Annotated in this window: 20 protein-coding genes; 8 read left to right on the forward strand and 12 right to left on the reverse strand. The window is 74.6% G+C overall.

Annotated elements, in window-relative coordinates; genetic code table 11:
- The first annotated feature begins 18 nt into the window (after window positions 1–18).
- From ACI79W_RS11200 to ACI79W_RS11215, 4 genes are all read left to right on the forward strand, one after another.
- Window positions 19–915, forward strand: a complete 897-nt coding sequence (locus tag ACI79W_RS11200; protein WP_456562158.1) for a glutamate ABC transporter substrate-binding protein — start codon at window positions 19–21, stop codon at window positions 913–915.
- A 74-nt stretch (window positions 916–989) separates the two neighbouring features.
- Window positions 990–1,637, forward strand: coding sequence for an amino acid ABC transporter permease (locus ACI79W_RS11205; protein WP_456562159.1), 648 nt, complete (start codon window positions 990–992; stop codon window positions 1,635–1,637).
- A complete protein-coding gene (locus ACI79W_RS11210) occupies window positions 1,634–2,524 on the forward strand; it encodes an amino acid ABC transporter permease (RefSeq protein ID WP_456562160.1) in 891 nt (296 codons plus the stop codon). The genes ACI79W_RS11205 and ACI79W_RS11210 overlap by 4 nt, the downstream gene beginning before the upstream one ends.
- 161 nt (window positions 2,525–2,685) lie before the next feature.
- Window positions 2,686–3,210 (forward strand): hypothetical protein, encoded by a 525-nt coding sequence (locus tag ACI79W_RS11215; protein ID WP_456562161.1) that lies wholly within the window; start codon window positions 2,686–2,688, stop codon window positions 3,208–3,210.
- Window positions 3,211–3,292: 82 nt separating this feature from the next.
- On the opposite strand, the gene ACI79W_RS11220 is transcribed toward ACI79W_RS11215, so the two are convergent.
- From ACI79W_RS11220 to ACI79W_RS11235, 4 genes are all read right to left on the reverse strand, one after another.
- The gene (locus ACI79W_RS11220) at window positions 3,293–3,802 is read right to left on the reverse strand and encodes a regulatory protein RecX (RefSeq protein ID WP_456562162.1); all 510 of its coding nucleotides are present in this window, start codon (window positions 3,800–3,802) and stop codon (window positions 3,293–3,295) included.
- A gap of 151 nt (window positions 3,803–3,953) precedes the next feature.
- Window positions 3,954–4,991, reverse strand: coding sequence for a recombinase RecA (gene recA / locus ACI79W_RS11225; RefSeq protein WP_236826175.1), 1,038 nt, complete (start codon window positions 4,989–4,991; stop codon window positions 3,954–3,956).
- Window positions 4,992–5,167: 176 nt separating this feature from the next.
- Window positions 5,168–5,362, reverse strand: coding sequence for a DUF3046 domain-containing protein (locus tag ACI79W_RS11230; protein WP_236826176.1), 195 nt, complete (start codon window positions 5,360–5,362; stop codon window positions 5,168–5,170).
- A gap of 145 nt (window positions 5,363–5,507) precedes the next feature.
- Complete coding sequence (locus tag ACI79W_RS11235) at window positions 5,508–6,785, reverse strand: MFS transporter (RefSeq protein WP_456562163.1); 1,278 nt, start codon at window positions 6,783–6,785, stop codon at window positions 5,508–5,510.
- Window positions 6,786–6,876: 91 nt separating this feature from the next.
- Between ACI79W_RS11235 and ACI79W_RS11240 the strand changes: the two genes are divergently transcribed.
- Entirely contained in the window at window positions 6,877–11,478 is a 4,602-nt protein-coding gene (locus ACI79W_RS11240) for an ATP-dependent helicase (RefSeq protein WP_456562164.1), read from the forward strand.
- A 10-nt stretch (window positions 11,479–11,488) separates the two neighbouring features.
- Here ACI79W_RS11240 and ACI79W_RS11245 read toward each other — a convergent pair whose 3' ends face one another.
- Window positions 11,489–12,082, reverse strand: a complete 594-nt coding sequence (locus ACI79W_RS11245) for an antibiotic biosynthesis monooxygenase (RefSeq protein ID WP_456562165.1) — start codon at window positions 12,080–12,082, stop codon at window positions 11,489–11,491.
- A gap of 97 nt (window positions 12,083–12,179) precedes the next feature.
- Here ACI79W_RS11245 and ACI79W_RS11250 point away from each other — a divergent pair, with 97 nt between their 5' ends.
- Window positions 12,180–13,037 (forward strand): DNA-formamidopyrimidine glycosylase family protein, encoded by an 858-nt coding sequence (locus ACI79W_RS11250; protein WP_456562166.1) that lies wholly within the window; start codon window positions 12,180–12,182, stop codon window positions 13,035–13,037.
- A 54-nt stretch (window positions 13,038–13,091) separates the two neighbouring features.
- Here ACI79W_RS11250 and ACI79W_RS11255 read toward each other — a convergent pair whose 3' ends face one another.
- Window positions 13,092–13,985, reverse strand: coding sequence for a PspA/IM30 family protein (locus tag ACI79W_RS11255; protein WP_456562167.1), 894 nt, complete (start codon window positions 13,983–13,985; stop codon window positions 13,092–13,094).
- Window positions 13,986–14,049: 64 nt separating this feature from the next.
- Here ACI79W_RS11255 and ACI79W_RS11260 point away from each other — a divergent pair, with 64 nt between their 5' ends.
- Together ACI79W_RS11260 and ACI79W_RS11265 are read left to right on the forward strand one after the other, a co-directional pair.
- Window positions 14,050–15,057, forward strand: a complete 1,008-nt coding sequence (locus tag ACI79W_RS11260) for a PfkB family carbohydrate kinase (protein ID WP_456562168.1) — start codon at window positions 14,050–14,052, stop codon at window positions 15,055–15,057.
- On the forward strand, window positions 15,054–15,590 hold the full coding sequence (locus ACI79W_RS11265) for a GNAT family N-acetyltransferase (protein ID WP_456562169.1): 537 nt from the start codon (window positions 15,054–15,056) through the stop codon (window positions 15,588–15,590). The genes ACI79W_RS11260 and ACI79W_RS11265 overlap by 4 nt, the downstream gene beginning before the upstream one ends.
- Here ACI79W_RS11265 and ACI79W_RS11270 read toward each other — a convergent pair.
- The 6 genes from ACI79W_RS11270 to ACI79W_RS11295 all read right to left on the reverse strand — a co-directional run bounded on the left by ACI79W_RS11270 (window position 15,548) and on the right by ACI79W_RS11295 (window position 21,889).
- Window positions 15,548–16,039 carry a TetR/AcrR family transcriptional regulator gene (locus ACI79W_RS11270; protein ID WP_456562170.1) on the reverse strand — a complete coding sequence of 164 codons (492 nt, stop codon included), beginning with the start codon at window positions 16,037–16,039 and terminating at the stop codon, window positions 15,548–15,550. The genes ACI79W_RS11265 and ACI79W_RS11270 overlap by 43 nt on opposite strands.
- A 12-nt stretch (window positions 16,040–16,051) precedes the next feature.
- Entirely contained in the window at window positions 16,052–16,456 is a 405-nt protein-coding gene (locus ACI79W_RS11275; protein ID WP_456562171.1) for a helix-turn-helix domain-containing protein, read from the reverse strand.
- Between the two features lie 106 nt (window positions 16,457–16,562).
- Window positions 16,563–17,090: a CinA family protein gene (locus ACI79W_RS11280; RefSeq protein WP_456562172.1), complete on the reverse strand. Its 528-nt coding sequence runs from the start codon at window positions 17,088–17,090 to the stop codon at window positions 16,563–16,565.
- Window positions 17,090–17,755 carry a CDP-diacylglycerol--glycerol-3-phosphate 3-phosphatidyltransferase gene (gene pgsA / locus ACI79W_RS11285; protein WP_456562173.1) on the reverse strand — a complete coding sequence of 222 codons (666 nt, stop codon included), beginning with the start codon at window positions 17,753–17,755 and terminating at the stop codon, window positions 17,090–17,092. The genes ACI79W_RS11280 and pgsA overlap by 1 nt, the downstream gene beginning before the upstream one ends.
- Before the next feature lie 5 nt (window positions 17,756–17,760).
- Window positions 17,761–19,215, reverse strand: coding sequence for a 30S ribosomal protein S12 methylthiotransferase RimO (rimO, locus tag ACI79W_RS11290; protein WP_456562174.1), 1,455 nt, complete (start codon window positions 19,213–19,215; stop codon window positions 17,761–17,763).
- A gap of 160 nt (window positions 19,216–19,375) precedes the next feature.
- Entirely contained in the window at window positions 19,376–21,889 is a 2,514-nt protein-coding gene (locus tag ACI79W_RS11295) for a DNA translocase FtsK 4TM domain-containing protein (RefSeq protein ID WP_456562175.1), read from the reverse strand.
- Between the last annotated feature and the right edge of the window lie 85 nt (window positions 21,890–21,974).

Consider the following 21,974-nt stretch of genomic DNA (forward strand, 5'->3'; position numbering starts at 1 on the left):
CCTACGGAAGGACAGCTCATGCGCACCACCCGCTACGCCGCCTCGCTCGCGGCCCTCGGCCTCATGCTCGCCGCCTGCGGCGGCAGCGAGGCCGGGGACCAGGCAGAGGGCGCCGCCGACTCGACCGTCGAGGTCCAGGAGGAGGTCGACTTCGAGGCGGGTACCACGATGGCCGAGCTCGCCGAGGCCGGTTCCATGACCGTCGGCACGAAGTTCGACCAGCCCGGCTTCGGGCTCCTCAACCCGAACACCGAGACCCCGGAGGGTTTCGACGTCGAGATCGCGAAGCTGATCGCCGCCGAGCTCGGCATCGCCCCCGAGGACATCGAGTGGACCGAGACCGTCTCGGCCAACCGCGAGCCGTTCCTGCAGAACGGCCAGGTCGACATGGTGGTGGCCACGTACACCATCAACGACGCCCGCAAGGAGCTGATCGACTTCGCGGGGCCGTACTACGAGGCCGGTCAGGACATCATGGTCGCCGCCGGCAACCCGGAGGGCATCGAAGGCCCCGAGGACCTGGCCGGCAAGAACGTCTGCTCGGTCGAGGGCTCCACGCCGGCGCAGAACATCCGGGACAACTACCCGGAGGCGACCCTGACGCTGTTCGACGTCTACTCCAAGTGCGCCGACGCCCTGGCCAACGGCCAGGTCGACGCGGTGACGACGGACAACGTCATCCTCACCGGCCTGGTCGCCGGCAGCGACGGCGCCTTCGAGCTGGTGGGCAACCCCTTCACCGAGGAGCCGTACGGCATCGGCGTGCCCAAGGGTGACGACGAGTTCCGCGCGTTCATCAACGACACGCTGGAGGAGGCGTACGAGAGCGGTGCCTGGGCCGACGCCTGGGACCGCACCGCCGGCGCCATCAGCGGCCAGGAGGCCCCCGAGCCGCCGGCCGTCGACCGCTACTGAGAACCTCCGGCGCTGCGGGGCGGGAGTTCCCGCCCCGCAGCGCCGCTCCATGACCAGCCCCGAGAGGAGGCGGCGTGCAGTTCCTCGCTGACAACTTCGACCTGCTGTGGGACGCGTTCCTGACGACGCTGAGCCTGTCGCTGCTCGCCGGTCTGCTCGCGCTGGTGCTGGGCACGCTCCTGGCAGCCGCGCGGGTCAGCCCGATCCCGCCGCTGCGCGGGCTGGCGACCTTCTACGTCGAGACCTTCCGCAACACGCCGCTGACGGTGGTCTTCTTCTTCCTGATCTTCGGCCTCCCGCAGATCGACTTCATCCTCGGCTTCTACACCGGGGCCGTCCTGTCCCTCGGGCTCTACACCGCGGCGTTCGTCTGCGAGGCGGTGCGCTCGGGCATCAACTCGGTCTCGACCGGCCAGGCCGAGGCGTCCCGCGCCATCGGCCTCACGTTCGGGCAGTCGCTGCGCGAGGTGGTCCTCCCGCAGGCGTTCCGCACCGTCGTCCCGCCGCTGGGCAACGTCTTCATCGCGATGGTGAAGAACAGCTCCATCGCCGCGGGCTTCGCCACCAGCGAGCTCAGCTCCCTGCTCCCCCGCCTGGTCAACGCCGACGCCGGGCAGCTCACCGCCGTCCTGCTGGGGGTCGTGATCGCCTACATGATCATCACGTTGCCGCTCGCCTTCGGCGTGCACCGCCTGGAGCGGCGGGTGGCGATCCTGCGATGACCGCCCCCGTGCTCTTCGACATCCCCGGACCCAAGGCACGCGCCCGCATCCGCATCGGTACCGGGATCGGGATCCTGCTGATCGTCGGGATCCTCGCCGTCGTCCTCATCCGGCTGGCCGGCAACGGCCAGCTGGAGAGCCAGCGCTGGGCCGTGCTCTTCGACGCGCGCACCGGCGTTCCGCAGACCCTCGGCCGCGCGCTGGTCAACACGCTGCAGGTCGCGGCCGTGGGCATGGTCGTCGCGACGGTCCTCGGCCTGCTGCTGGCCGTCGGCCGGTTGTCCGACCACCGGGTGGTGCGCTGGCTGGTCGGCACCTACATCGAGTTCTTCCGGGCCATCCCGCTGCTGGTGGTCATCTTCGCGCTGTACTTCGTGCTGCCGAAGTACGACATCGAGCTCTCGGCCTTCCAGGCGCTCGCCGGCGGGCTGATCCTCTACAACTCGGCGGTGCTCGCCGAGATCTTCCGGGCCGGCATCCTGTCGATCGACAAGGGGCAGCGCGAGGCCGCCTTCGGGATCGGCATGCGCAAGTACCAGGTGATGACGCTGGTGCTGCTCCCGCAGGCGACGCGGCGCATGCTCCCGGTCCTCATCGCCCAGCTGGTGGTACTCCTGAAGGACAGCTCCCTGGGCTTCATCATCGGCTACTTCGAGCTGCTGCGAGGGGCCCGCAGCCTCGTGGAGTTCTTCTCCCTGAGTTTCGGCAACCAGTACACCTTCCAGCTCTACGTCGCCGCCGGCCTGATCTACATCATCATCAACGTGCTGCTGTCCCAGGTGGCGAACCTCGTCGAGCGCCGGACCCGCCGGACCGCGAAGTCGGGCGGCGGCAACCCCCAGCTCCCGGCAGACGTCCAGATGGGCGGCGGCGGAGGCGCCGCCTGAGTCGTTGCCGCCGGCTTCCGGAGGTGGTCCGCGGTCGGCCGGGCAGTGCCCGCCGGAGGCCGATCCCTCCGCTGACCTGCCCTTTCACGTCCGACTCACTCGTCCCAGGTGGGCGCGCCCGGCCACGACGTCGCGGAACGGTCGCGAGACTGTTCCTCACGATGGAGACGATGCACGCGGCCGGGCGCCGCAACCTGCCCCCGGTCCCCCGGACCTCTGCTGGGACGATCCCGCCCGGGACGCCCCAGCCCGCGACCACCCAGCCCGCGACGCCCCAGCCCGCGGCGCCCCAGCCCGACGAGCAGGCCGCCACCCCGACGGTCGTGGACGTGACCACGCGGCTCGACGCCGGCCAGGAGTTCGTGGCTCGGCTCCGCGCGGCGGCTCCGGTGTTCGCCGACGCGGCCGGCGCCGAGAGCGCCGTCGTCCGGGAGGTCGTGCCGCCGGCCCGGCACCGGCGCTCGCGCTGCCGGGTGGTGTTCCGCTACCCGGACGGCGCGGAGTCCGATCTGACCTTCGTCGGCGAACGCCGACGGCCGGGCGCTCCCGCGGTCGACGAGCTGGACGCGGAGATCATCCGGTGGCTCGCCGACGGCCAGCGCCGGGACCCCGCCTGGCTGGTGGACGACGAGGAGGCCCCCGACGGGCTGGCCGTCGACGTGGCCGCCTGGCTCGCCACCGGCTGAGCCGGCACGGATCTGGAGAGCCGACGAGGCGGCCCGGAGGATCCGGGCCGCCTCGTGGCACGTCCGGGCGAGGTGCGGTCGCTCAGGGCAGCACGCCCTCCTCGTCGAACTCGATGATCGGATCGTCGGCGCTGTCCGCAGCGCCGAGCTCGTCGAGGACCTCGCGGACCACGGCCGCCGCCAGGCCACCGTTGTAGCCCTTGCGGGCGAGCATGCCCATCAACCGCCGGGTGGCGGTCTGGCGGTCGAGCCGGCGCATCCCCGGCGCCCGGCGCTGCACCAGTCGCCGGGCCGCCTCCCGCTCGTCGTCGTCGTCGACGAGTTGCACGGCCTCCGCGGCGGTCTCCGCATCGACGCCCTTGGCGCGGAGCTCCGCGGAGAGCGCCCGCCGGGCGAGCCCGCGGCCGGCCTGACGGCTGCTGACCCATGCGCGGGCGAAGGACGCGTCGTCGATGAGACCGACCTCGGTGAAGCGGTCGAGCACGGCCTCGGCGGCTTCGTCCGGGATGCCACGCTTCGCGAGGAGGTCGGCCAGCTGCTGCCGGGTCTTCGGCGCTCCGGTCAGCGCGCGGAGGCAGATGCTGCGCGCCACCTGCTCGGGATCACCCGGCTCGTCCTCCGGGGATCCAGGGGCGACGTCCGGGGTCAGGGGATCATCGCCGCCCGGCGTCTGCGGGCGCCGGCCGGCCCGGGTCACCCCGGGGCCGCGCCGGCGGTTCGGTGGCCGCTCCTCCACCGGCAGGTCAGAAGTCGGGGGCGTCGACCGGCGCCGGGGCGTCGAGCTTCGGGCCGATGCCGAGCTTTTCCTTGACCTTCTTCTCGATCTCGTCGGCCAGGTCGGGGTTGTCCCGCAGGAAGTTGCGGACGTTCTCCTTGCCCTGGCCCAGCTGGTCGCCCTCGTAGGTGTACCAAGCGCCGGACTTCTTCACGATGCCCTGCTCGACACCGGCGTCGACGATGCCGCCCTCCCGGCTGAAGCCCTGACCCCAGAGGATGTCGAGCTCGGCCTGCTTGAAGGGTGCGGCCACCTTGTTCTTGACGACCTTGATCCGCGTGCGGCTGCCGATCGCGTCGGTGCCCTGCTTGAGGGTCTCGATGCGGCGGACGTCGAGCCGGACGGACGAGTAGAACTTCAGCGCGCGACCACCGGTGGTGACCTCGGGCGACCCGTAGACCACACCGACCTTCTCGCGCAGCTGGTTGATGAAGATCGCCGTCGTGCCGGAGTTGCTCAGCGCTCCGGTGATCTTGCGCAGCGCCTGGCTCATCAGCCGGGCTTGCAGACCCACGTGGCTGTCACCCATCTCACCCTCGATCTCGGCGCGGGGCACCAGGGCCGCCACGGAGTCGATGACGATGATGTCGAGCGCGCCGGAGCGGATCAGCATGTCGGCGATCTCGAGGGCCTGCTCACCGGTGTCGGGCTGGCTGACCAGGAGGGCGTCGGTGTCCACGCCGATGGCGCGGGCGTACTCCGGGTCGAGCGCGTGCTCGGCGTCGATGAAGGCGGCGATGCCGCCGTTGGCCTGCGCGTTGGCCACCGCGTGCAGGGCGACCGTGGTCTTACCGGAGGACTCCGGCCCGTAGACCTCGATGACCCGGCCGCGCGGCAGGCCGCCGATGCCCAGGGCGATGTCGAGGGCGATCGACCCGGTCGGGATGACCTTGATCGCCTGGGCGGTCTCGTCGCCCAGCCGCATGACCGAGCCCTTGCCGAACTGCTTGTCGATCTGGGCGAGGGCCATGTCGAGGGCCTTGTCGCGGTCGAGCGTTGCTGCCATGGTGCGTCACCTTCGGTTCGCGAGAAGCGGGTCGGGACCGACGCTAGGGCGAGGCACCGACAGTTTTCGGATCGTGGGGCGGGCTGGGGAGGACCGGCCGGCCTGTGGACGCCACAGTAGGCCGAACAGGTGTTCGACCGCCAGGCCGACACGCCGGACCCGGCACCCGTCGCCCCCTAGCGCTCCTTGACCGGCACGTCGAAGGCCTCGCAGACGGCCAGCCACACCTTGCGCACCGGCAAGCCGGCCTCGATGGCGTCCACCGCCGTGCGCCCGCCCAGCTCCGAGAACACGTGGTCGCGCGCCACGCTCTGGGCGCGCATCGCCCCGAACTGTCCGTCCAGACGGGACCAGAACTCCTGCAGCCGCACAGCACGACGCTAACTCGTCGGCCCCCGGCCGCGCCGCTGTCGCCCTACGCTGCGCGCATGATCCCGGGCACCGGCTCCGCGACGCTCGACACCGTCCTCGAGATCGGCATCGTGATCGCGCTCGTCGCGCTCATCGTGCTGCTGATCAGGAACTACCGCGGGCGCTGACCCGCGCCCCCAGCCACACCACGACCAATGGCACCACCAGCGCCGCGGAGACGCCGGACACCAGGCCGAACCCGCCCCAGGACAGGAGCGGGCCACCGACCACGCCGGCCAGCGCCGCGCCGAGGCCCATCAGCATGTCGGTGCCGCCCTGCGCCGTCGGCCGCAGCTCGGGCCCCACCGAGGCCGTGACGAGCGCTGAGCCCGCGATCAGCCCGCACGACCAGCCCAGCCCGAGCAGCAGCAACCCGGCCCCCAGCTGCACCGCGTCCGTGGGCGCCGCCGTCCCCGACACCGCCGCCGCGGCCAGCAGCAGCCCGGCGGCCAGGGCCACGACCGAGGGCGCCCCGACGCGGTCGGCGAGCATCCCCACGAGCGGGGAGAACAGGTACATCCCGGCCACGTGCACGCTGATGACCAGACCGACCAGGCGCAGCACCGCACCCTCCGGCCCGCCGGCGTGCCCCATGTGCACCGGTGTCATCACCATGACCCCGACCATGACCGAGTGGGCCACCACGACCGAGGTGATCCCCAGCCGTCCGGCCGGCGTCGCCCACACCGCGCGCAGGGCCGTGCCGGTGGCCTGCCGCGGCCGGGGCCCGTCCGCACCGCCGCCGAGCGACCGGGCCAGGAGCAACGGGTCGGGCCGCAGCAGTACGAGGAAGCCCGCCGCCACCACGGCGAAGACGATCGCCGACACCACGAAGACGCCACCGAGGGCCGGCAGCCCCAGCGCCTCCCCGAGCCCGGCACCGGGTGCGGCCAGGTTCGGGCCGACCACGGACCCGACCGTGGTCGCCCACACGACCAGGGAGAGCGACCGGCCGCGGTGCTCGGGCTCGGCGAGGTCGGCCGCGGCGTACCGGGACTGCAGCCCGCAGGCGGTCGCGGCACCGAACAGGAACAGCCCGCAGAGCAGCAGGAGCAGGGACGACGCCGCCGCGGCGACGACGGTCAGCACCGCCCCGACCACGCTCAGGCCGTAGCCCACGGCCAGCCCCGCCCGCCGGCCGGCGCCGTCGCTCATCCGGGCCAGCGGCACCGCCAGGACGGCCGCGCCCAGCACACCGGCGGTCTGCCCGAGCCCGGCCGCGGAGTCGGTGCCGGCGACGTCACGGGCCAGCAGCCCGCCGGCGGTGATGCCGACGGTGACACCGAGCCCCGCCAGCGCCACGCCGCCGCTGAGCACGCCCAGCGTGCGGCGCTGCACGCGGGCGACGTCGATCGTGACCTCGGGCTGCTGCAGCGGTCCCACGAGCGCTCCCGTCTCCCCGGGCGGGTGGTTCCCGCCCGCCGGCGTCCCCGCCGACCAGCGAAGTGTCGTACACCCCGGGGACACTGAGCGCGTGCCTGCCCGTCCGACCTCCGGCCCCTCCGACGGTCCCGGCGCCCTGGCCCGCTTCTCCGAGCCGACGCGCGCCTGGTTCACCGGTGCCTTCGAGCGGCCGACCGAGGCGCAGGAGGGCGCCTGGCAGGCGATCAGCAGCGGCGAGCACGCCCTCGTCGTGGCGCCGACCGGCTCGGGGAAGACGCTCGCGGCGTTCCTGTGGTCGCTCGACCGGCTCGCCGCCACGCCGCCGGCCGACGAGCGGACGCGGTGCCGGGTGCTCTACGTCTCGCCGCTGAAGGCGCTGGCCGTCGACGTCGAGCGCAACCTGCGCGCGCCGCTGGCCGGCATCGGCCAGGCCGCCGCGCGGCTGGGGCTGCCCCGCCCGGAGATCAAGGTCGGGATCCGCTCGGGCGACACCCCGGCCGACGAGCGGCGCACCTTCGCCCGCCGGCCGCCCGACATCCTCATCACCACGCCGGAGTCGCTGTTCCTCCTGCTCACCAGCCAGGCCCGGGAGGCGCTGCGGGGCGTCGAGACGGTCATCGTCGACGAGGTGCACGCCGTCACCGACTCCAAGCGCGGCGCGCACCTGGCCGTCTCCCTGGACCGGCTGGACGAACTGCTGGAGCGGCCGGCGCAGCGGATCGGGTTGTCGGCCACCGTGCGGCCGATCGAGGAGGTCGCCACCTTCCTCGCCGGCGGGCGCCCGGTGCAGGTCGTCTCCCCGGGCTCGACCAAGCGGTGGGACCTCTCGGTCGTCGTCCCCGTGGAGGACATGAGCGAGCTCGGCCAGCCGACGGGCGAGCTGGAGGGGTCGGCGGCCGGGCACCAGCCGAGGAACTCCATCTGGCCGGCGGTCGAGGAGCGGGTGCTGGACCTGGTGCAGGCGCACCGCAGCACGATCGTCTTCGCCAACTCGCGCCGGCTCGCCGAGCGGCTGACCAGCCGGCTCAACGAGCTGGCCTACGAGCGGCAGACCGGCGAGCCCGTGCCGCCGGGCACCAACGCCGCGGCGCTCATGGCGCAGGCCGGCTCCGGCGGCGGCCTGCCGGAGGCCTTCCAGCCGGTCGCGGCCGCCCACCACGGATCGGTCTCCCGCGAGCAGCGGTCGATCGTCGAGGAGGCGCTGAAGTCCGGCCGGCTGCCTGCCGTCGTCGCGACCTCCAGCCTGGAGCTCGGCATCGACATGGGCGCGGTCGACCTCGTCGTGCAGGTGGAGGCGCCACCCACGGTCGCCAGCGGCCTGCAGCGGGTCGGCCGCGCCGGCCACCAGGTCGGTGCGGTCAGCCGCGGGGTGCTGTTCCCCAAGTACCGCGGCGACCTGGTGCAGTGCGCGCTGGTCGCCGAGCGGATGCAGGCCGGCGCGATCGAGTGCATCCGCTACCTGCGCAACCCGCTCGACGTGCTCGCCCAGCAGATCGTCGCGATCGTGTCCGAGCGACCGCGCACCGTCGACGAGGTCGGGGCACTGGTGCGCCGGTCGGCGGCGTTCTCCTCGCTGCCCGAGTCCGCGCTGCACGCCGTCCTGGACATGCTGGCCGGGCGCTACCCCTCAGACGCCTTCGCCGAGCTGCGCCCGCGGCTCACCTGGGACCGCGTCACCGACACCCTCACCGCCCGCGCCGGCGCCCAGCGGCTGGCCGTCACCAGCGGCGGCACCATCCCCGACCGCGGACTGTTCGGCGTCTTCCTCGTCGGCGGTGAGGGCACCGGTGGCCGCCGGGTCGGCGAGCTGGACGAGGAGATGGTCTACGAGTCGCGGACCGGCGACGTGTTCCTCCTGGGTTCCTCGTCCTGGCGGATCGAGGAGATCACCCATGACCGCGTGCTGGTCACCCCGGCGCCCGGCCAGCCCGGCAAGATGCCGTTCTGGCACGGCGACGCCCCCGGGCGGCCGCTGGAGCTCGGCCGGGCGCTCGGCGCCTTCCTGCGCGAGGTCGGGTCGGCGACGCCGGAGGCAGGCCTGGAGCGGGCCCGGGCGGCCGGCCTCGACGAGTGGGGTGCGGCGAACCTGGCCGCCTACCTCGCCGAGCAGAAGGCGGCGACCGGCCACCTGCCCGACGACCGGACGCTGCTGGTCGAGCGTTTCCGCGACGAGCTGGGCGACTGGCGGTTGGTCGTGCACTCGCCCTTCGGCGCCCAGGTCAACGCCCCGTGGGCGCTGGTGCTCGCCGCCCGGCTGCGGGAACGGTACGGCGTCGACGTCTCCTCCATGCACTCCGACGACGGGATCGTGCTGCGGCTGCCCGACACGACCGGCGAGCCGCCGGAGGGCGACCTCGCGGTCCTCGACCCCGACGACGTCGAACGAGAGGTCACCGCCGAGGTCGGCAGCTCGGCGCTGTTCGCCAGCCGGTTCCGGGAGTGCGCCGCCCGTGCGCTGCTCCTCCCCCGGCGCGACCCGAGGCGGCGCACCCCGCTGTGGCAGCAGCGCCAGCGCGCGGCCCAGCTGCTCTCGGTCGCCAGCGAGTTCTCCTCCTTCCCCATCACCCTCGAGGCGGCCCGCGAGGTGCTGCAGGACGTCTACGACGTGCCCGGGCTGATCGAGCTGATGGCGGACGTCCGCGCCCGGCGGGTCCGGGTGGTCGACGTGCAGACCGAGACCGCCTCACCCTTCGCCCAGTCGCTGCTGTTCGGCTACGTCGGCCAGTTCCTCTACGAGGGTGACGCCCCGCTGGCCGAGCGCCGCGCCCAGGCGCTCGCGCTCGACACCGGCCTCCTCGCCGAGCTGCTCGGCCGCTCCGAGCTGCGCGAGCTGCTCGACGCCGAGGCGATCACCGAGATCGCGGCCGAGCTGCAGCGGCTTCCCCAGCAGCGGCACCCGCGCGACGTCGACGGGGCCGCCGACCTGCTCCGGGTGGTCGGCGACCTCACCACGGCCGAGGCCGCGCGCCGCGGTGTGCCGCAGAAGTGGCTCGACGAGCTGGTCGCCGCCCGGCGCGCGCTGCTGGTCCGCATCGCCGGCGAGGAGCGCTTCGTCGCCATCGAGGACGCCGGCCGGCTCCGCGACGCCCTGGGCACGGCGCTGCCCGTGGGCGTGCCGGAGGTCTTCACCGAGCCGGTCGCCGACCCGCTGGGCGACCTCGTCGGCCGCTACGCGCGCACGCACGGCCCCTTCCAGCCGGCCGAGGCAGCCACCCGGCTCGGGCTGGGCGTCGCCGTGGTCACCGCGACCGTCCAGCGGCTCACCGGCACCGGCCGGCTGGTCTCCGGCGAGTTCCGCCCCGGCGGCACCGGCCAGGAGTGGTGCGACGCCGAGGTGCTGCGGTCCATCCGCCGGCGCAGCTTGACCAAGCTGCGCCAGGAGGTCGAGCCGGTGCCCACCGGGACGCTCGCCCGCTTCACGCCGTCGTGGCAGTCGGTCGGCAGCCGGCTGCGCGGGGCCGACGGCGTGCTGGCGGTCGTCGAGCAGCTCGCCGGGGCGCTCGTACCCGCCAGCGCCCTGGAGTCGCTGGTGCTGCCGGCCCGGGTCCGCGACTACTCCCCCGCCATGCTGGACGAGCTGACCAGCGCCGGCGAGGTGCTGTGGGCCGGCGCCGGTGGCCTGCCCGGTGGCGACGGCTGGATCAGCCTGGTGCCGGCCGACCTCGCACCGCTGCTGCTGCCCGAGCAGCTGGAGGTGGCCGGGGAGGGTCAGCGGCTGCTCGACCTGCTCGCCGGCGGCCAGGCGTTGTTCTTCCGGGGCCTCTCCGACGCCGTGGGCGCCACCGACGACACCGCCCTGGCCGACCTGCTCTGGGACCTGGTGTGGGCGGGGGCGCTCACCAACGACACCCTGGCCCCGCTGCGCACCCGCCTGGGTGGCGGCGGCACCCACAAGCGGGCCGCCGCCGCACCGCGGGTCACCCGCAGCCGGTACGGGCGGCCGCGCCTGACCCGCGCCGCGATGCCCACGCGCAGCGGCCCGCCAACGGTGGCCGGGCGCTGGTCGCGGCTGCCCGACCGGGAGGCCAACGCGACCCGGCGCACCACCGCGCGCGCCGAGGCGCTGCTGGAGCGGCACGGTGTCCTCACCCGTGGCGCCGTCATGGCCGAGCAGGTGGCCGGTGGCTTCTCCGCCGTCTACCCGGTGCTGCGCGCGTTCGAGGAGAACGGCCGGGCCCGCCGCGGCTACTTCGTCGAGACCCTCGGCGCGGCCCAGTTCGGCACCCCCGGCTCGGTCGACCGGCTGCGCAGCTTCGCCTCGCCCGACCGGGTGCCGACCGGCGCGATCGTGCTCGCCGCGACCGACCCGGCCAACGTCTACGGGGCGGCGCTGCCGTGGCCGGAGCGACCCGGGAGCGAGGACGCCGCCGTCGACATCGGCGAGGGCACCGGCGGCCGGAGGTCGGGGCACCGGGCAGGACGCAAGGCGGGCGCGCTGGTCGTCCTGGTCGACGGCGACCTGGTGCTGTACGTCGAGCGCGGCGGCAAGACCCTGCTGTCGTGGACCGAGGACGAGCAGACCTTGAAGGAGGCCGCGACGGCGCTGTCCGGGGCGGTGTCGGCCGGCGCACTCGGGCGCATGGTGGTGCAGAAGGCCGACGGCGCCTCGGTGCACGAGTCGACGCCGCTGAGCAACGCGCTGCAGGCGGCCGGCTTCGCCGCGACCCCTCGGGGCCTGCGCCTGCGCGGCTGATCAGCAACGGTCAGCGGCGCCGCGAGCCCTGCAGCCAGGGGGCGCACCAGCGGCTCAGCCGGGGCATGAGAAGGCGCAGCGCGGTGACGACGTAGACGGCCGACAGCAGCAACCGCAGCGGCCAGGGCCAGCCCTCGACGAGGGGTAGTGCGAGCACCTGGAAGCTCGAGGTGAACGCCAGGACGACGGCGACGGTGAGCAGCCAGCTCCGCCAGGCCGGCCCCGGCCGCGGCGGGACGGCGAAGAAGCTCTCCAGACCCACCGCCCGGGCGACCCGTTCGTCCTCGACCATCCCCGGAAGCCGCGCGAGGAACGCCTGCCGCTCCGGCGAGCGCTCCCACGCGGCCAACGAGTCGGCGTCGGCGAAGCGGTAGACCAGGTGGTACTCCGAGCTGCCCTCGCCCGGGTGGAGCAGCGACGCGCCCAGGTTGCCGGGGTAGTTCGCGGCCTCGGCCAGCACCGCACCGGCCGCACGCTCGAACGCCGCCCGCCGGTCGGGCCGCACGACGCGGGCGACGGTGACGGTGACCGGCTCGTGGTCGGGGGCGGTGAGGACGGTGGGGGCGCTCCCGAGCCGGGCGCGCAGTCGCAGGGGCACGCTCACGCACGGGGCAGCGCACCGGAGCACCGCCGGCTTCCCGGTTGTCGCGACTCTCACACCGGAGGGGCAGGCCGGTGCACCGCCGGGGATCATGGTCGGCGTGCCCGAGGGAGACACCGTCTGGCTGGCGGCGAAGCGGATGAACACCGCACTCGCCGGCGGCACGCTGCGCCGCGGCGAGTTCCGGCTCCCCCAGCTGGCCGCCCTGGACCTGACGGGCGCGGCCGTCACCGAGGTCGTCCCCCGTGGCAAGCACCTGCTCATCCGGCTCGCCGACGGGCGGACGCTGCGGACCCACTTCCGGATGGACGGCAGCTGGCACATCTACCGGCCCGGCGCCCGCTGGCGGGGCGGCCCCGGCTACGACGTCCGGGTCGTCCTGGCCACCGACGAGTGGGAGTGCGTCGGCTACCGGCTGCACGACGTGGACATCGTGCCGACGGCCGAGGAGGACCGGCTCGTCGGGCACCTCGGCCCCGACATCCTCGGCCCCGACTGGGACCTCGACGAGGCGCTGCGGCGGATCCGCGCCCTCCCCGACGAGCAGGTGGGCGTCGCGATCCTCGACCAGCGCAACGTTGCCGGGATCGGCAACCTGTACAAGGTGGAGTCGCTCTTCCTGCTCGGCCTGCACCCGTGGGCCCGGGTGGCCGACGTCGACGCCCGGCTGGCACCGCTGCTGGAGCGGGCGCAGCGGCTCATGCGCGCGAACCTCGAGCACCCGGAGCAGAGCACCACCGGCGACCTGCGCCGCGGCCAGGACCACTGGGTCTACGGGCGGAAGGGCAAGCCGTGCCGGCGCTGCCGGACCCCCATCCTCATGGGCGACCAGGGGCCCCACCTGCAGGAGCGGGTCACCTACTGGTGCCCGCGCTGCCAGGCGGCGGACTCCCCGATCGCCCCGACGGCGCGAACCGGCGAACCGGGCCGGCCACGCCCCCTCGCCACCCCCGGCTGAACGCCGTCCGCCCCGCCGCCCGCACGGGGCAGCGGGGCGGAGGAGGCCGCCGCGTCAGGCCGGGTCGGGCCGCTCCGCGGGCTGGGCCTGGGGCTGGGTGGCCTGCTCCGACGCCGGCGTCCCCTGCTCGATCGCGCCCGCGGCGTTGCTGCCCTCGACGGCCGGCGTGCCGGCGCCACCCATCGACGCGCGGATCTGGTCCAGCCGCGAGGCCCCGGCCACGTCGAGGGTGGCCTTCTGGACCTCGAGCATGCGCCCCTCGACCGACGACTGCGCCAGCTCGGCCTGACCGAGGGCGTTGGCGTACCGGGCCTCGATCTTGTCCCGCACCTCCGCCAGCGAGGGCGTGTTGCCCGGTGCCGACAGCTCGTTGACCTGCTTCATGGAGGCGGCGACGTGCTCCTGCATCTTCGCCTGCTCCAGCTGGCTCATCAGCTTGGTTCGCTCGGCCAGCGTGGTCTGCAGCCGCATCCGCGACTGCTCCACCGCCCCGCGCGCCTGCTCGGCGGCCTGCAGCGCCTCGTCGTGGCTTCGCTTGAGGTCCTCCATCGACTGCTCGGCGGCGACCAGTTGCGTGGCGAACGCCTGCGCGGCCTGCTCGTACTCGGCGGCCTTGGCCGCATCCCCCTTGGCCCGCGTCTGGTCGGCCAGCACCAGCGCCTGGCGCGCGGAGGCCTGGAGCTTCTCGACCTCGCCCAGCTGCCGGTTCAGCCGCATCTCCAGCTGCCGCTGGTTGCCCAGCACGGCGGCGGCCTGGTTGGCCAGCGACTGGTGCCGCTGCTGCTCGGCCTCGATCGCCTGCGCGATCTGGATCTTCGGGTCGGCCCGCTGGTCGATCTGCGCGTTGGCCGAAGCCGTGAGGTACTTCCACAGCTTCACGAACGGGTTGGGCATGAGGTCCTCCTGCTCCGGCGCGGTCACCGGCCCGGCGATGCTCGTCCTCAGCATCGTCCCAGGTGATCACCGTCGGCAACCGACGCGGGCCGTCCGCGCCACGGCTAGTGTGCCCAGCGTGCCGCCTCCCACCCCTGTCCTCTGCGTCCTCGGGGAGCTCGTCGTCGACCTGCTGCCCGTCCCCGGTGCGGCGGAGGGCAGCACGGCACCCCACTACGTCGCCCGCCCGGGCGGCAACGCGCTCAACGTCGCCGTCGCCGCCGCCCGCCTCGAGGCCCCGGTACGGCTGCTGGCCCGGCTGGGCACCGGCCCGCTCGCCACCAACCTCCGGCGGCACGCCGAGCAAGCCGGCGTCGACACGGCCGGTTTCGTCGCCGCCGCCGAACCCGTCAGCCTCGCCGTGGTGGGCGTCGGCGCCGACGGCTCTCCCGACTACGGCTTCCACGTGCTCGGCGCCGCCGACTGGCAGTGGACCGACGAGGAGCTCGACGGTGCGCTCCCCGAGGCCGTCGGCGCGCTGCACGTCGGCTCCATCTCCAGCTGGACCGAGCCGGGCAGCGGCGCGATCGCGCGGCTGGTCCGCCGGCTGGCGGGCCGGGCGCTGATCAGCGTGGACCCGAACATCCGCCCCATGCTGGCCGAGGGCCCCGTCGGCGCCTCGCTGGGCAACGACCGGGCCGCCGTGACCGACCGCCTCGAGGAGCTCGTCCGCCGGGCCGACGTCGTGAAGGTCAGCGCCGAGGACCTCGCCTGGCTGGAACCGGGCGCCACCGACCTGGACGACGCGGCCCGCCGCTGGGCCGAGCGCGGGCCGGCGCTGGTGGTGCTCACCGACGGGGGCGCACCGCTACGGATCGCCCGGCCCGGCCGGCCGGTCCTGCGCCGGGAGATCCCACGGGTACCGGTGGTCGACACCGTCGGTGCCGGCGACTCCCTGGCCGCCGGGCTGCTCAGCGGCCTGCTGGCCGCCGGCCTCGCCACGCGGGCCGACCTGGACGCCGTCGCGGACGACCGGTTGCTCGCGCTGGTGGACGACGCCGCGCTGGTCGCCGCGGTCAACTGCACGCGGGTGGGCGCCGATCCCCCCACGCGCGCCGAGCTGGCGGCGGCGCGGGGAGACGGGTGACCGCCGGCGACCTCCGGCTGGTGGGCTTCGAGGAGCTCTCCGCCGGTGCCCTGCGCGGCCGGCTGCTCGCCCGTCGCGCCGAGTTCTGGGCCGGCTCCCCGCTCGACGACGACTCGGTCGCGGCGCTGCACGACCCGGTGTTCTTCCACCAGCTCGGCGGTTTCGGCGCGGTCGCCCTCACCCCGGACGGCGGGGACGCCGGCTACCTGCTGGGCGTCGTGAGCGCCGACCGCCTCGCCGTCGTCCAGGCCGTCGCCGTCCACCCGGCCTGGCGCGGGCGGGGGGTCGCCACCCGGCTGCTGGAACGCTTCGCCGGTCTGGCGGCCGCCGTGGGTGCGCGCGTCGCGCAGGCAGTCGCGCTGCCCGGCGATGCCGGCGCCGCCGCGCTGGCCGCCCGGCTCGAGGCCCCTGCGGCCCCTTCTCCCGGGCACGCCGGTCCCGGCGCCGACCGGGTGGTGTTCACCCGCCGGCTCCCCCTGGCACCTCCGGCTCAGCCCGCCGACCGCAGCAGCTCACCGAGCAGCGCCGCCTGACGGCGCCGCTGTGTGGTGAGCCCCGGCTGCAGGACCACGCCCAGGAGCCACCGCCCGGCCAGCTGCGCCCCGTCGTCGTCGGTGCCGAGCGCCGCGGCCAGCCGCCCGGTGAGCTCCGCCCACGCCCGGTCGCCCGGCGCCAGCAGCCCGACCAGCCGGTCCGGTTCGGCGTCCGCGAGCCGGCGCAGCACGGGGTGCGTGGCGAGCTCGTCGCCGAGCACGGCGAGCCCGTCGGCCGGGGAGAGACCGGCGGCGAGGTCGGCGAGCCGCTGCAGCTCCGCAGCCAGCAGCGCCCGCGCGACCTCGTCCTTGGTGCGGAAGTAGTTGTAGAGCGTCGCCTTGGCGACCCCGGTCGCGACCGCGACCGACTGCATCGTCGTCCGCCGCAGCCCCTGGGCGGCGAAGGCCTGGGCGGCGCCGGCGAGCAGCTCCGACCGGGTGCGGTTCACGCCACCCGGGGGTCAGGCGGCGAGCGACACCGCGTCGCGCCGCCGGGTGGGACGCCCCTGCCCGGCACCGACGAGCGCGAGGGCCGGCTCGGCCGCCGCGTCGGCAGGCTGCGGCGCCGCCGCGGTCTCGGCGGTGGGCGCGGCCTCGCCGGAGCTCGCCAGGGGGCGGACGTCCGCGCCGGCTGCGGCACCGCGCAACTCGAGGCTCACCTCGGCGAGCAGGTCGGCCAGCTCGACCTCGAGGGCGTCGCAGATGGAGGCGAGCAGCTCGGAGGAGGCCTCCTTCTGTCCCCGCTCCACCTCGGAGAGGTAACCGAGGCTGACCCGCGCGGCACCGGAGACGTCGCGCAACGTGCGGTGCTGACGCAGCCGGTGGCCGCGCAGCGTGTTCCCGAGCTGGGTGCGCAGCAGCGTCATGGCCGTCTCCTGTCCTGCGAGCGGGGAAGCGGCGGTGCCGTCGGGCACCGTGCGCTCACGGTACGCGGCGCGCGCGCCGCCGGCCCACCGGCGGGGCCGAGTCCGCTCATGGCGTAACGCCCTCCGCCGGGCCGGCGTTCCCGCTCAGGCGGTCACGGAGGGCGGCGAAGGCGCTGGCCACGGCGCCGGAGCGCACCGCCGCCCGGTCACCGGGCAGGTCCAGCCGGACGACGTCGGTGCGTTGCCCGTCGCTCAGGCCGAGGTAGATGGTGCCGGGACCGTGCCCGTCGACGGGATCGGGGCCGGCGACGCCGGTGAGTCCCACGCCGAAGGAGGCCGAGCAGCGGGTGCGGATCCCCTCGGCCAGCGCCGCCGCCGTCTGCGGGCTCACCGGGCCGTGGGCGGCCAGCAGGTCGGCGGGCACCCCGCTGAGCGTGGTCTTCAGGTCGGTGGCGTAGACGACGGCGCCCCCGCGCAGGGTCGCGCTGGCGCCGGGCACCGCGGCGAGGGTGGCGCAGAGCAGCCCCGCGGTGAGCGACTCGGCGGCCGCCACGGTCGCGCCGCGGGCGGCCAGCGCCCGGTGCACCTCGCCGGCGAGCGCCTCGAGCGCCGCCCCGGGTACCGGTTCCGCCATCAGGCCGCGGTGTCGCTGCGGGTGCCGGTCCCAGGGCCGGCGGCCCGGCGTGCTGCGGCAGCGCGCATGGCCCGGGCGCTGGTCTGGCGCAGCGTGATGGCGCGGTAGACGTAGTCCAGACCGGTCACCACGGTCAGCACCACGGCCGCGGCCATGACCCACCAGCGGGTGGTGGCGAGCGCCCCGCTCAGCGGCAGGATGTACAGCCCGATCGCGAGCGCCTGCAGCACGGTCTTGGCCTTGCCGCCCCGGCTGGCGGCGATGACGCCGTCCCGGATGACCCAGAAGCGCAGGAGTGTGACCCCCACCTCGCGCACGAGGATCACCGCGGTCACCCACCAGGGCAGCAGCGCCAGCACCGACAGCCCGATGAGGGCGGTCCCGGTGAGCGCCTTGTCGGCGATCGGGTCGGCGAGCTTGCCGAACTCGGTGACCTGACCGGTGCGCCGGGCGATGAGCCCGTCGTAGCGGTCGGTGAGGATCGCCAGGCCGAAGACGAGCGTGGCCCAGTAGCGGCTGGTGTCGTCGAGGCTGTCGTCCTGCAGCAGGAGGACGGCGAAGACGGGGACCACGGCCAGCCGCAGCACGGTGAGCGCATTGGGCACGTTCACCAGCCGCACCGACTGCGGTGGCGTCGCTGCCGGGTCGGGGGCCACGTCCGTCACCAGGGTCACCGCCCGGCCGGGGCGGCGGCCGGGACGCGGACGGCGGCGAGCAGGTCGATGCCCTCGGTGCCGACGACCTCGGCCCCGACCACCTGCCCGGGGACCGCGTCGGCCGGCACACCGCTGACCGTGGTCGTGCCGTCGGCGTCCGGGTCCTGGTGGGCGGCGTGCCCGAGCCAGGTCCCTGGGCCCTCCTCTGCGGAGAGGTCCTCGGTGAGCAGCACCTCGACGCGCTCCCCGACCCGCTCCTCTGCGCGCTGCGCGGTCAGCTCCTCGACCAGATCGGTGATCCGGCGGACGCGCGCGTCGATCTCGACCTGGTCGAGCTTGCCCGGCAGCCGCACGGCCTCGGTGCCCTCCTCGTCGGAGTAGCCGAACACACCGACCGCGTCCAGGCGGGCTTCGGTGAGGAAGCGTTCCAGCTCCGCGACGTCGTCCCCGCTCTCCCCGGGGAACCCGAGGATGACGTTGGTGCGGAAGCCGGCGCCGGGTGCGAGCTCGCGGGCCCGCTCGATGGTGCGGAGGAAGTCCTCGGTGCCGCCGAACCGACGCATGCGGCGCAGCAGCGTCGGCGACGAGTGCTGGAAGGACAGGTCGAAGTAGGGCGCGACGCCGTCGGTGCCGGCGATGACCTCCAGCAGGCCCGGCCGGAGCTCAGCCGGCTGGAGGTAGGCCACCCGCACCCGGGCGATCCCCTCGACGGCGGCCAGCTGCGGCAGCAGCTTCTCCAGCGAGCGCAGGTCGCCGAGGTCCTTGCCGTAGGAGGTGGAGTTCTCGCTGACAAGCACGAGCTCGGTGACGCCCTGCCCGGCCAGCCAGGCCGCCTCCGACAGCACCTCGGCCGGCGGGCGCGAGACGAACGCACCGCGGAACGTCGGGATCGCGCAGAACGCGCAGCGCCGGTCGCAGCCCGACGCGAGCTTGAGCGCGGCGGACGGCCCGGCGGCCAGCCGGCGCCGGCGCAGCCAGTCGTGACCGGGGATGGCCGGCCCCGCGTCCTCGACGCGGCCACCGGCGCCGGCGAGGACCGCCGAGCGCTCGACCGGGCTGATCGGCAGCAGCGTGCGCCGGTCCCGTGGGGTGTGCGGCACCAGCGGGCGCCCGGCGAGGACGTCGTCGAGGCGCCCGCCGATCTGCGCGTAGTCGTCGAAGCCCAGGACGGTGGCCTCGGGCAGCGCGTCGGCGAGCTCGGCGCCGTAGCGCTCGGCCATGCAGCCGACGGCGACGACCGAGGCGCCGGAGTCCGTCGCGGCGAGGATCGCGTCGACGGAGTCCTTCTTGGCGGTCTCGATGAACCCGCAGGTGTTGACCAGCACCGCGTCGGCGCCCTCGGCATCCTCCACGAGCTCGTACCCCTCGGCGGCGAGCCGGCCGGCGAGCTCCTCGGAGTCCACCTCGTTGCGCGCGCACCCGAGGGTCACCACGGCCACGGTCCGGGCAGGGCTGGGCGTGGCTGTCACCCGACCATCGTAGGTGAAGGATCCCGGTGCCCCCCGTCACTCGCGCGCTGGCGACGGGACCCTGCGCGGGGGCCGTTCCAGATCGTCACCAGAGGGGCTCGTCCCCCGCAGCCCTCGCACGCTCGGGCCGGGCCTCCGGACGGGGCCACGCCGGGACGGGTCACTCGCCGCCGCGGAGGGTGAAGAGAGTGGCCTCGAGTTCGTCAGGCTTGACCAGGACGTCGCGGGCCTTGGACCCCTCGGAGGGCCCGACGATGCCGCGGCTCTCCATGAGGTCCATCAGCCGGCCGGCCTTGGCGAACCCGACGCGCAGCTTGCGCTGCAGCATCGAGGTGGAGCCGAACTGGCTGGTGACGATGAGCTCCACGGCCTGCAGCAGCAGGTCGAGGTCGCCACCGATGTCCTCGTCGATCTCCTTCTTCTCACCGCCGCCGCCGGCGGTGAAGACCTCTTCGCGGTACTCCGGCTCCGCCTGGCGCTTGGTGAACTCGACGACCGCCTCGATCTCGGCGTCGGTCACGAAGGCGCCCTGCACGCGCATCGGCTTGCCCGCGCCGATCGGCATGAACAGGGCGTCGCCCATGCCGATGAGCTTCTCCGCGCCCGGCTGGTCGAGGATGACCCGGCTGTCGGTCAGGCTGGAGGTCGAGAACGCCAGCCGCGAGGGCACGTTGGCCTTGATCAGACCGGTGACGACGTCGACCGACGGGCGCTGCGTCGCCAGGATCAGGTGGATGCCGGCGGCACGCGCCTTCTGGGTGATCCGGACGATGTGCTCCTCGACGTCGCGGGGGGCCACCATCATCAGGTCGGCCAGCTCGTCGACGATCGCGAGGATGTACGGGTAGGGCCGGTAGATGCGCTCGCTGCCGGGCGGGGCGGTGATCTCGCCCTTCTCGACCTTGCGGTTGAAGTCGTCGATGTGCCGGACCCCGGTGGAACGCATGTCCTGGTAGCGCTGCTCCATCTCCTCGACCAGCCAGGCCAGCGCGGTGGCGGCCTTCTTCGGGTCGGTGATGATGGGCGTGATCAGGTGCGGGATGCCGTCGTAGGGCGTGAGCTCGACCATCTTCGGGTCGACCAGGATCATCCGCAGCTGGTCGGGGGTGGCCCGCAGCAGCAGCGAGGTCAGGATCGAGTTGACGCAGCTGGACTTACCCGCACCGGTGGCGCCGGCGACCAGCAGGTGGGGCATCTTCGCCAGGTTGGCGCAGACGAACCCGCCCTCGATGTCCTTGCCGAGGCCGACCAGCATCGGGTGCGGGTCCTGCTTGGCGGCCTGCGAGCGCAGCACGTCGCCCAGGCTGACCTTCTCGCGGTCGGTGTTGGGGACCTCGATGCCGACGGCGGACTTGCCGGGGATCGGCGCGAGGATGCGGATGTTGTCGTTGGCCACCGCGTAGGCCATGTTCTTGGTCAGCGCGGTGATCTTCTCGACCTTCACGCCCTGGCCGAGCTCGACCTCGTAGCGGGTGACCGTCGGGCCGCGGGTGAAGCCGGTGACGGCGGCGTCGATGTTGAACTGGTCGAGCACGCCGCTGATCGCCTCGATGGCGACGTCGTTGGCCTTGGACCGCGCCCGCGGCGGGTCACCCGGACGCAACGTGGACAGCGCCGGCAGCACGTAGTCGCCCTCGACCGGCTGGATGGACAGCTGCTCGGGCTCGGTGATCGGCGGCAGGTCCTCCGGCGGCGAGGTGCGGTCCTCGACCGGGCGCCGCACCGACGGCACCGGTGGCGGCGGGGCCGCCAGCACCGTGTGCTCCGGCTCGGTGGTGCGGGTGGCCTCCGGGGCCTCCGCGTAGGCCCCGTGGTCGATGGGCCCGGTGGTGAGCAGGTCCTCCGACAGCGAGGTGCGGCGCCGGCGGCCCTTGGGCGCGGGCTCCTCGTCCTCCTCGTCGTCGTGGTCCTCGTCGGCGTACCCGTCGTGGTCGTCGCGGCCGAGGAGCCGGTCGGTGAACTCGCGCGTGCGCTCGGGGATCTGGTGCACCGGCGTCGCGGTGATCACCAGCAGGCCGAAGAAGGCCAGCAGCGCGAGCAGGACGACGGTGACCGCCGCACCGACGCCGGCGGCCAGCGGCGTGCCGACGGCCCAGCCGACCAGCCCGCCCGTGCCCGGCTCCCCGCCCTGGGGGACCGCCGGGGTGCCGACGACGTGGGCGATGCCGAGGACCGAGGCGACCGTGCAGAGCCAGCCGATGGCCAGTCGGCCGCGCGCCTCCGGGCGGGGGCCACGCCGGAGGAGCCGCAGGGCGGCGAAGAAGAGGACGACGGGCAGCACCATCACCAGCGAGCCGATGATCCAGCGCACGCCGTCGGTGAGCGCGGCACCGACCGGCCCGATGCCGTTGCTCCAGGCCGCGGCGCCGAGCACGATCGCCAGCCCGAGCACGGCCAGACCGACCCCGTCCCGGCGGTGCTCGGGAGCCAGCGGCTCGGCCTCCTCCGGCCGGGCGACCGACCGGGCCAGCCCACCGGCGCCGCGGGCGAGCAGGTTCCAGCCCCCGCTGGCGATGCGCCAGACCGAGCCCCCGGACGACGACGACTTCTTCTGGGCCGGCTGCCGCCGGTTGGGTGCCCGCTTGGCGGCGGGCCGCTTCTTGCTCGCCGCCGTCGATCCCGATCGGCTGCGGGTCGCGGCCGGCCGGCGGTTCGGCGTGGTGCGGGCAGGCATGCGTCAGACCGTAAGCCCGGGACGAGCCCCCGGCAGGCAGGCCGGATGTCGTGTCCCGCTCACCGCCGTCCCATAACGTCACACG

This window comes from Blastococcus sp. SYSU DS0533, from assembly GCF_054050775.1.

Bases quoted from the DNA above. Each gene is read 5' to 3' on its own strand.
- ACI79W_RS11255 (WP_456562167.1), bottom strand. From the start codon at position 13,985: ATGCTGAGGACGAGCATCGCCGGGCCGGTGACCGCGCCGGAGCAGGAG.
- recA (WP_236826175.1), bottom strand. From the start codon at position 4,991: ATGGCAGCAACGCTCGACCGCGACAAGGCCCTCGACATGGCCCTCGCC.
- ACI79W_RS11215 (WP_456562161.1), top strand. From the start codon at position 2,686: ATGGAGACGATGCACGCGGCCGGGCGCCGCAACCTGCCCCCGGTCCCC.
- ACI79W_RS11275 (WP_456562171.1), bottom strand. From the start codon at position 16,456: ATGACGCTGCTGCGCACCCAGCTCGGGAACACGCTGCGCGGCCACCGG.
- ACI79W_RS11200 (WP_456562158.1), top strand. From the start codon at position 19: ATGCGCACCACCCGCTACGCCGCCTCGCTCGCGGCCCTCGGCCTCATG.
- ACI79W_RS11280 (WP_456562172.1), bottom strand. From the start codon at position 17,090: ATGGCGGAACCGGTACCCGGGGCGGCGCTCGAGGCGCTCGCCGGCGAG.
- ACI79W_RS11210 (WP_456562160.1), top strand. From the start codon at position 1,634: ATGACCGCCCCCGTGCTCTTCGACATCCCCGGACCCAAGGCACGCGCC.
- ACI79W_RS11295 (WP_456562175.1), bottom strand. From the start codon at position 21,889: ATGCCTGCCCGCACCACGCCGAACCGCCGGCCGGCCGCGACCCGCAGC.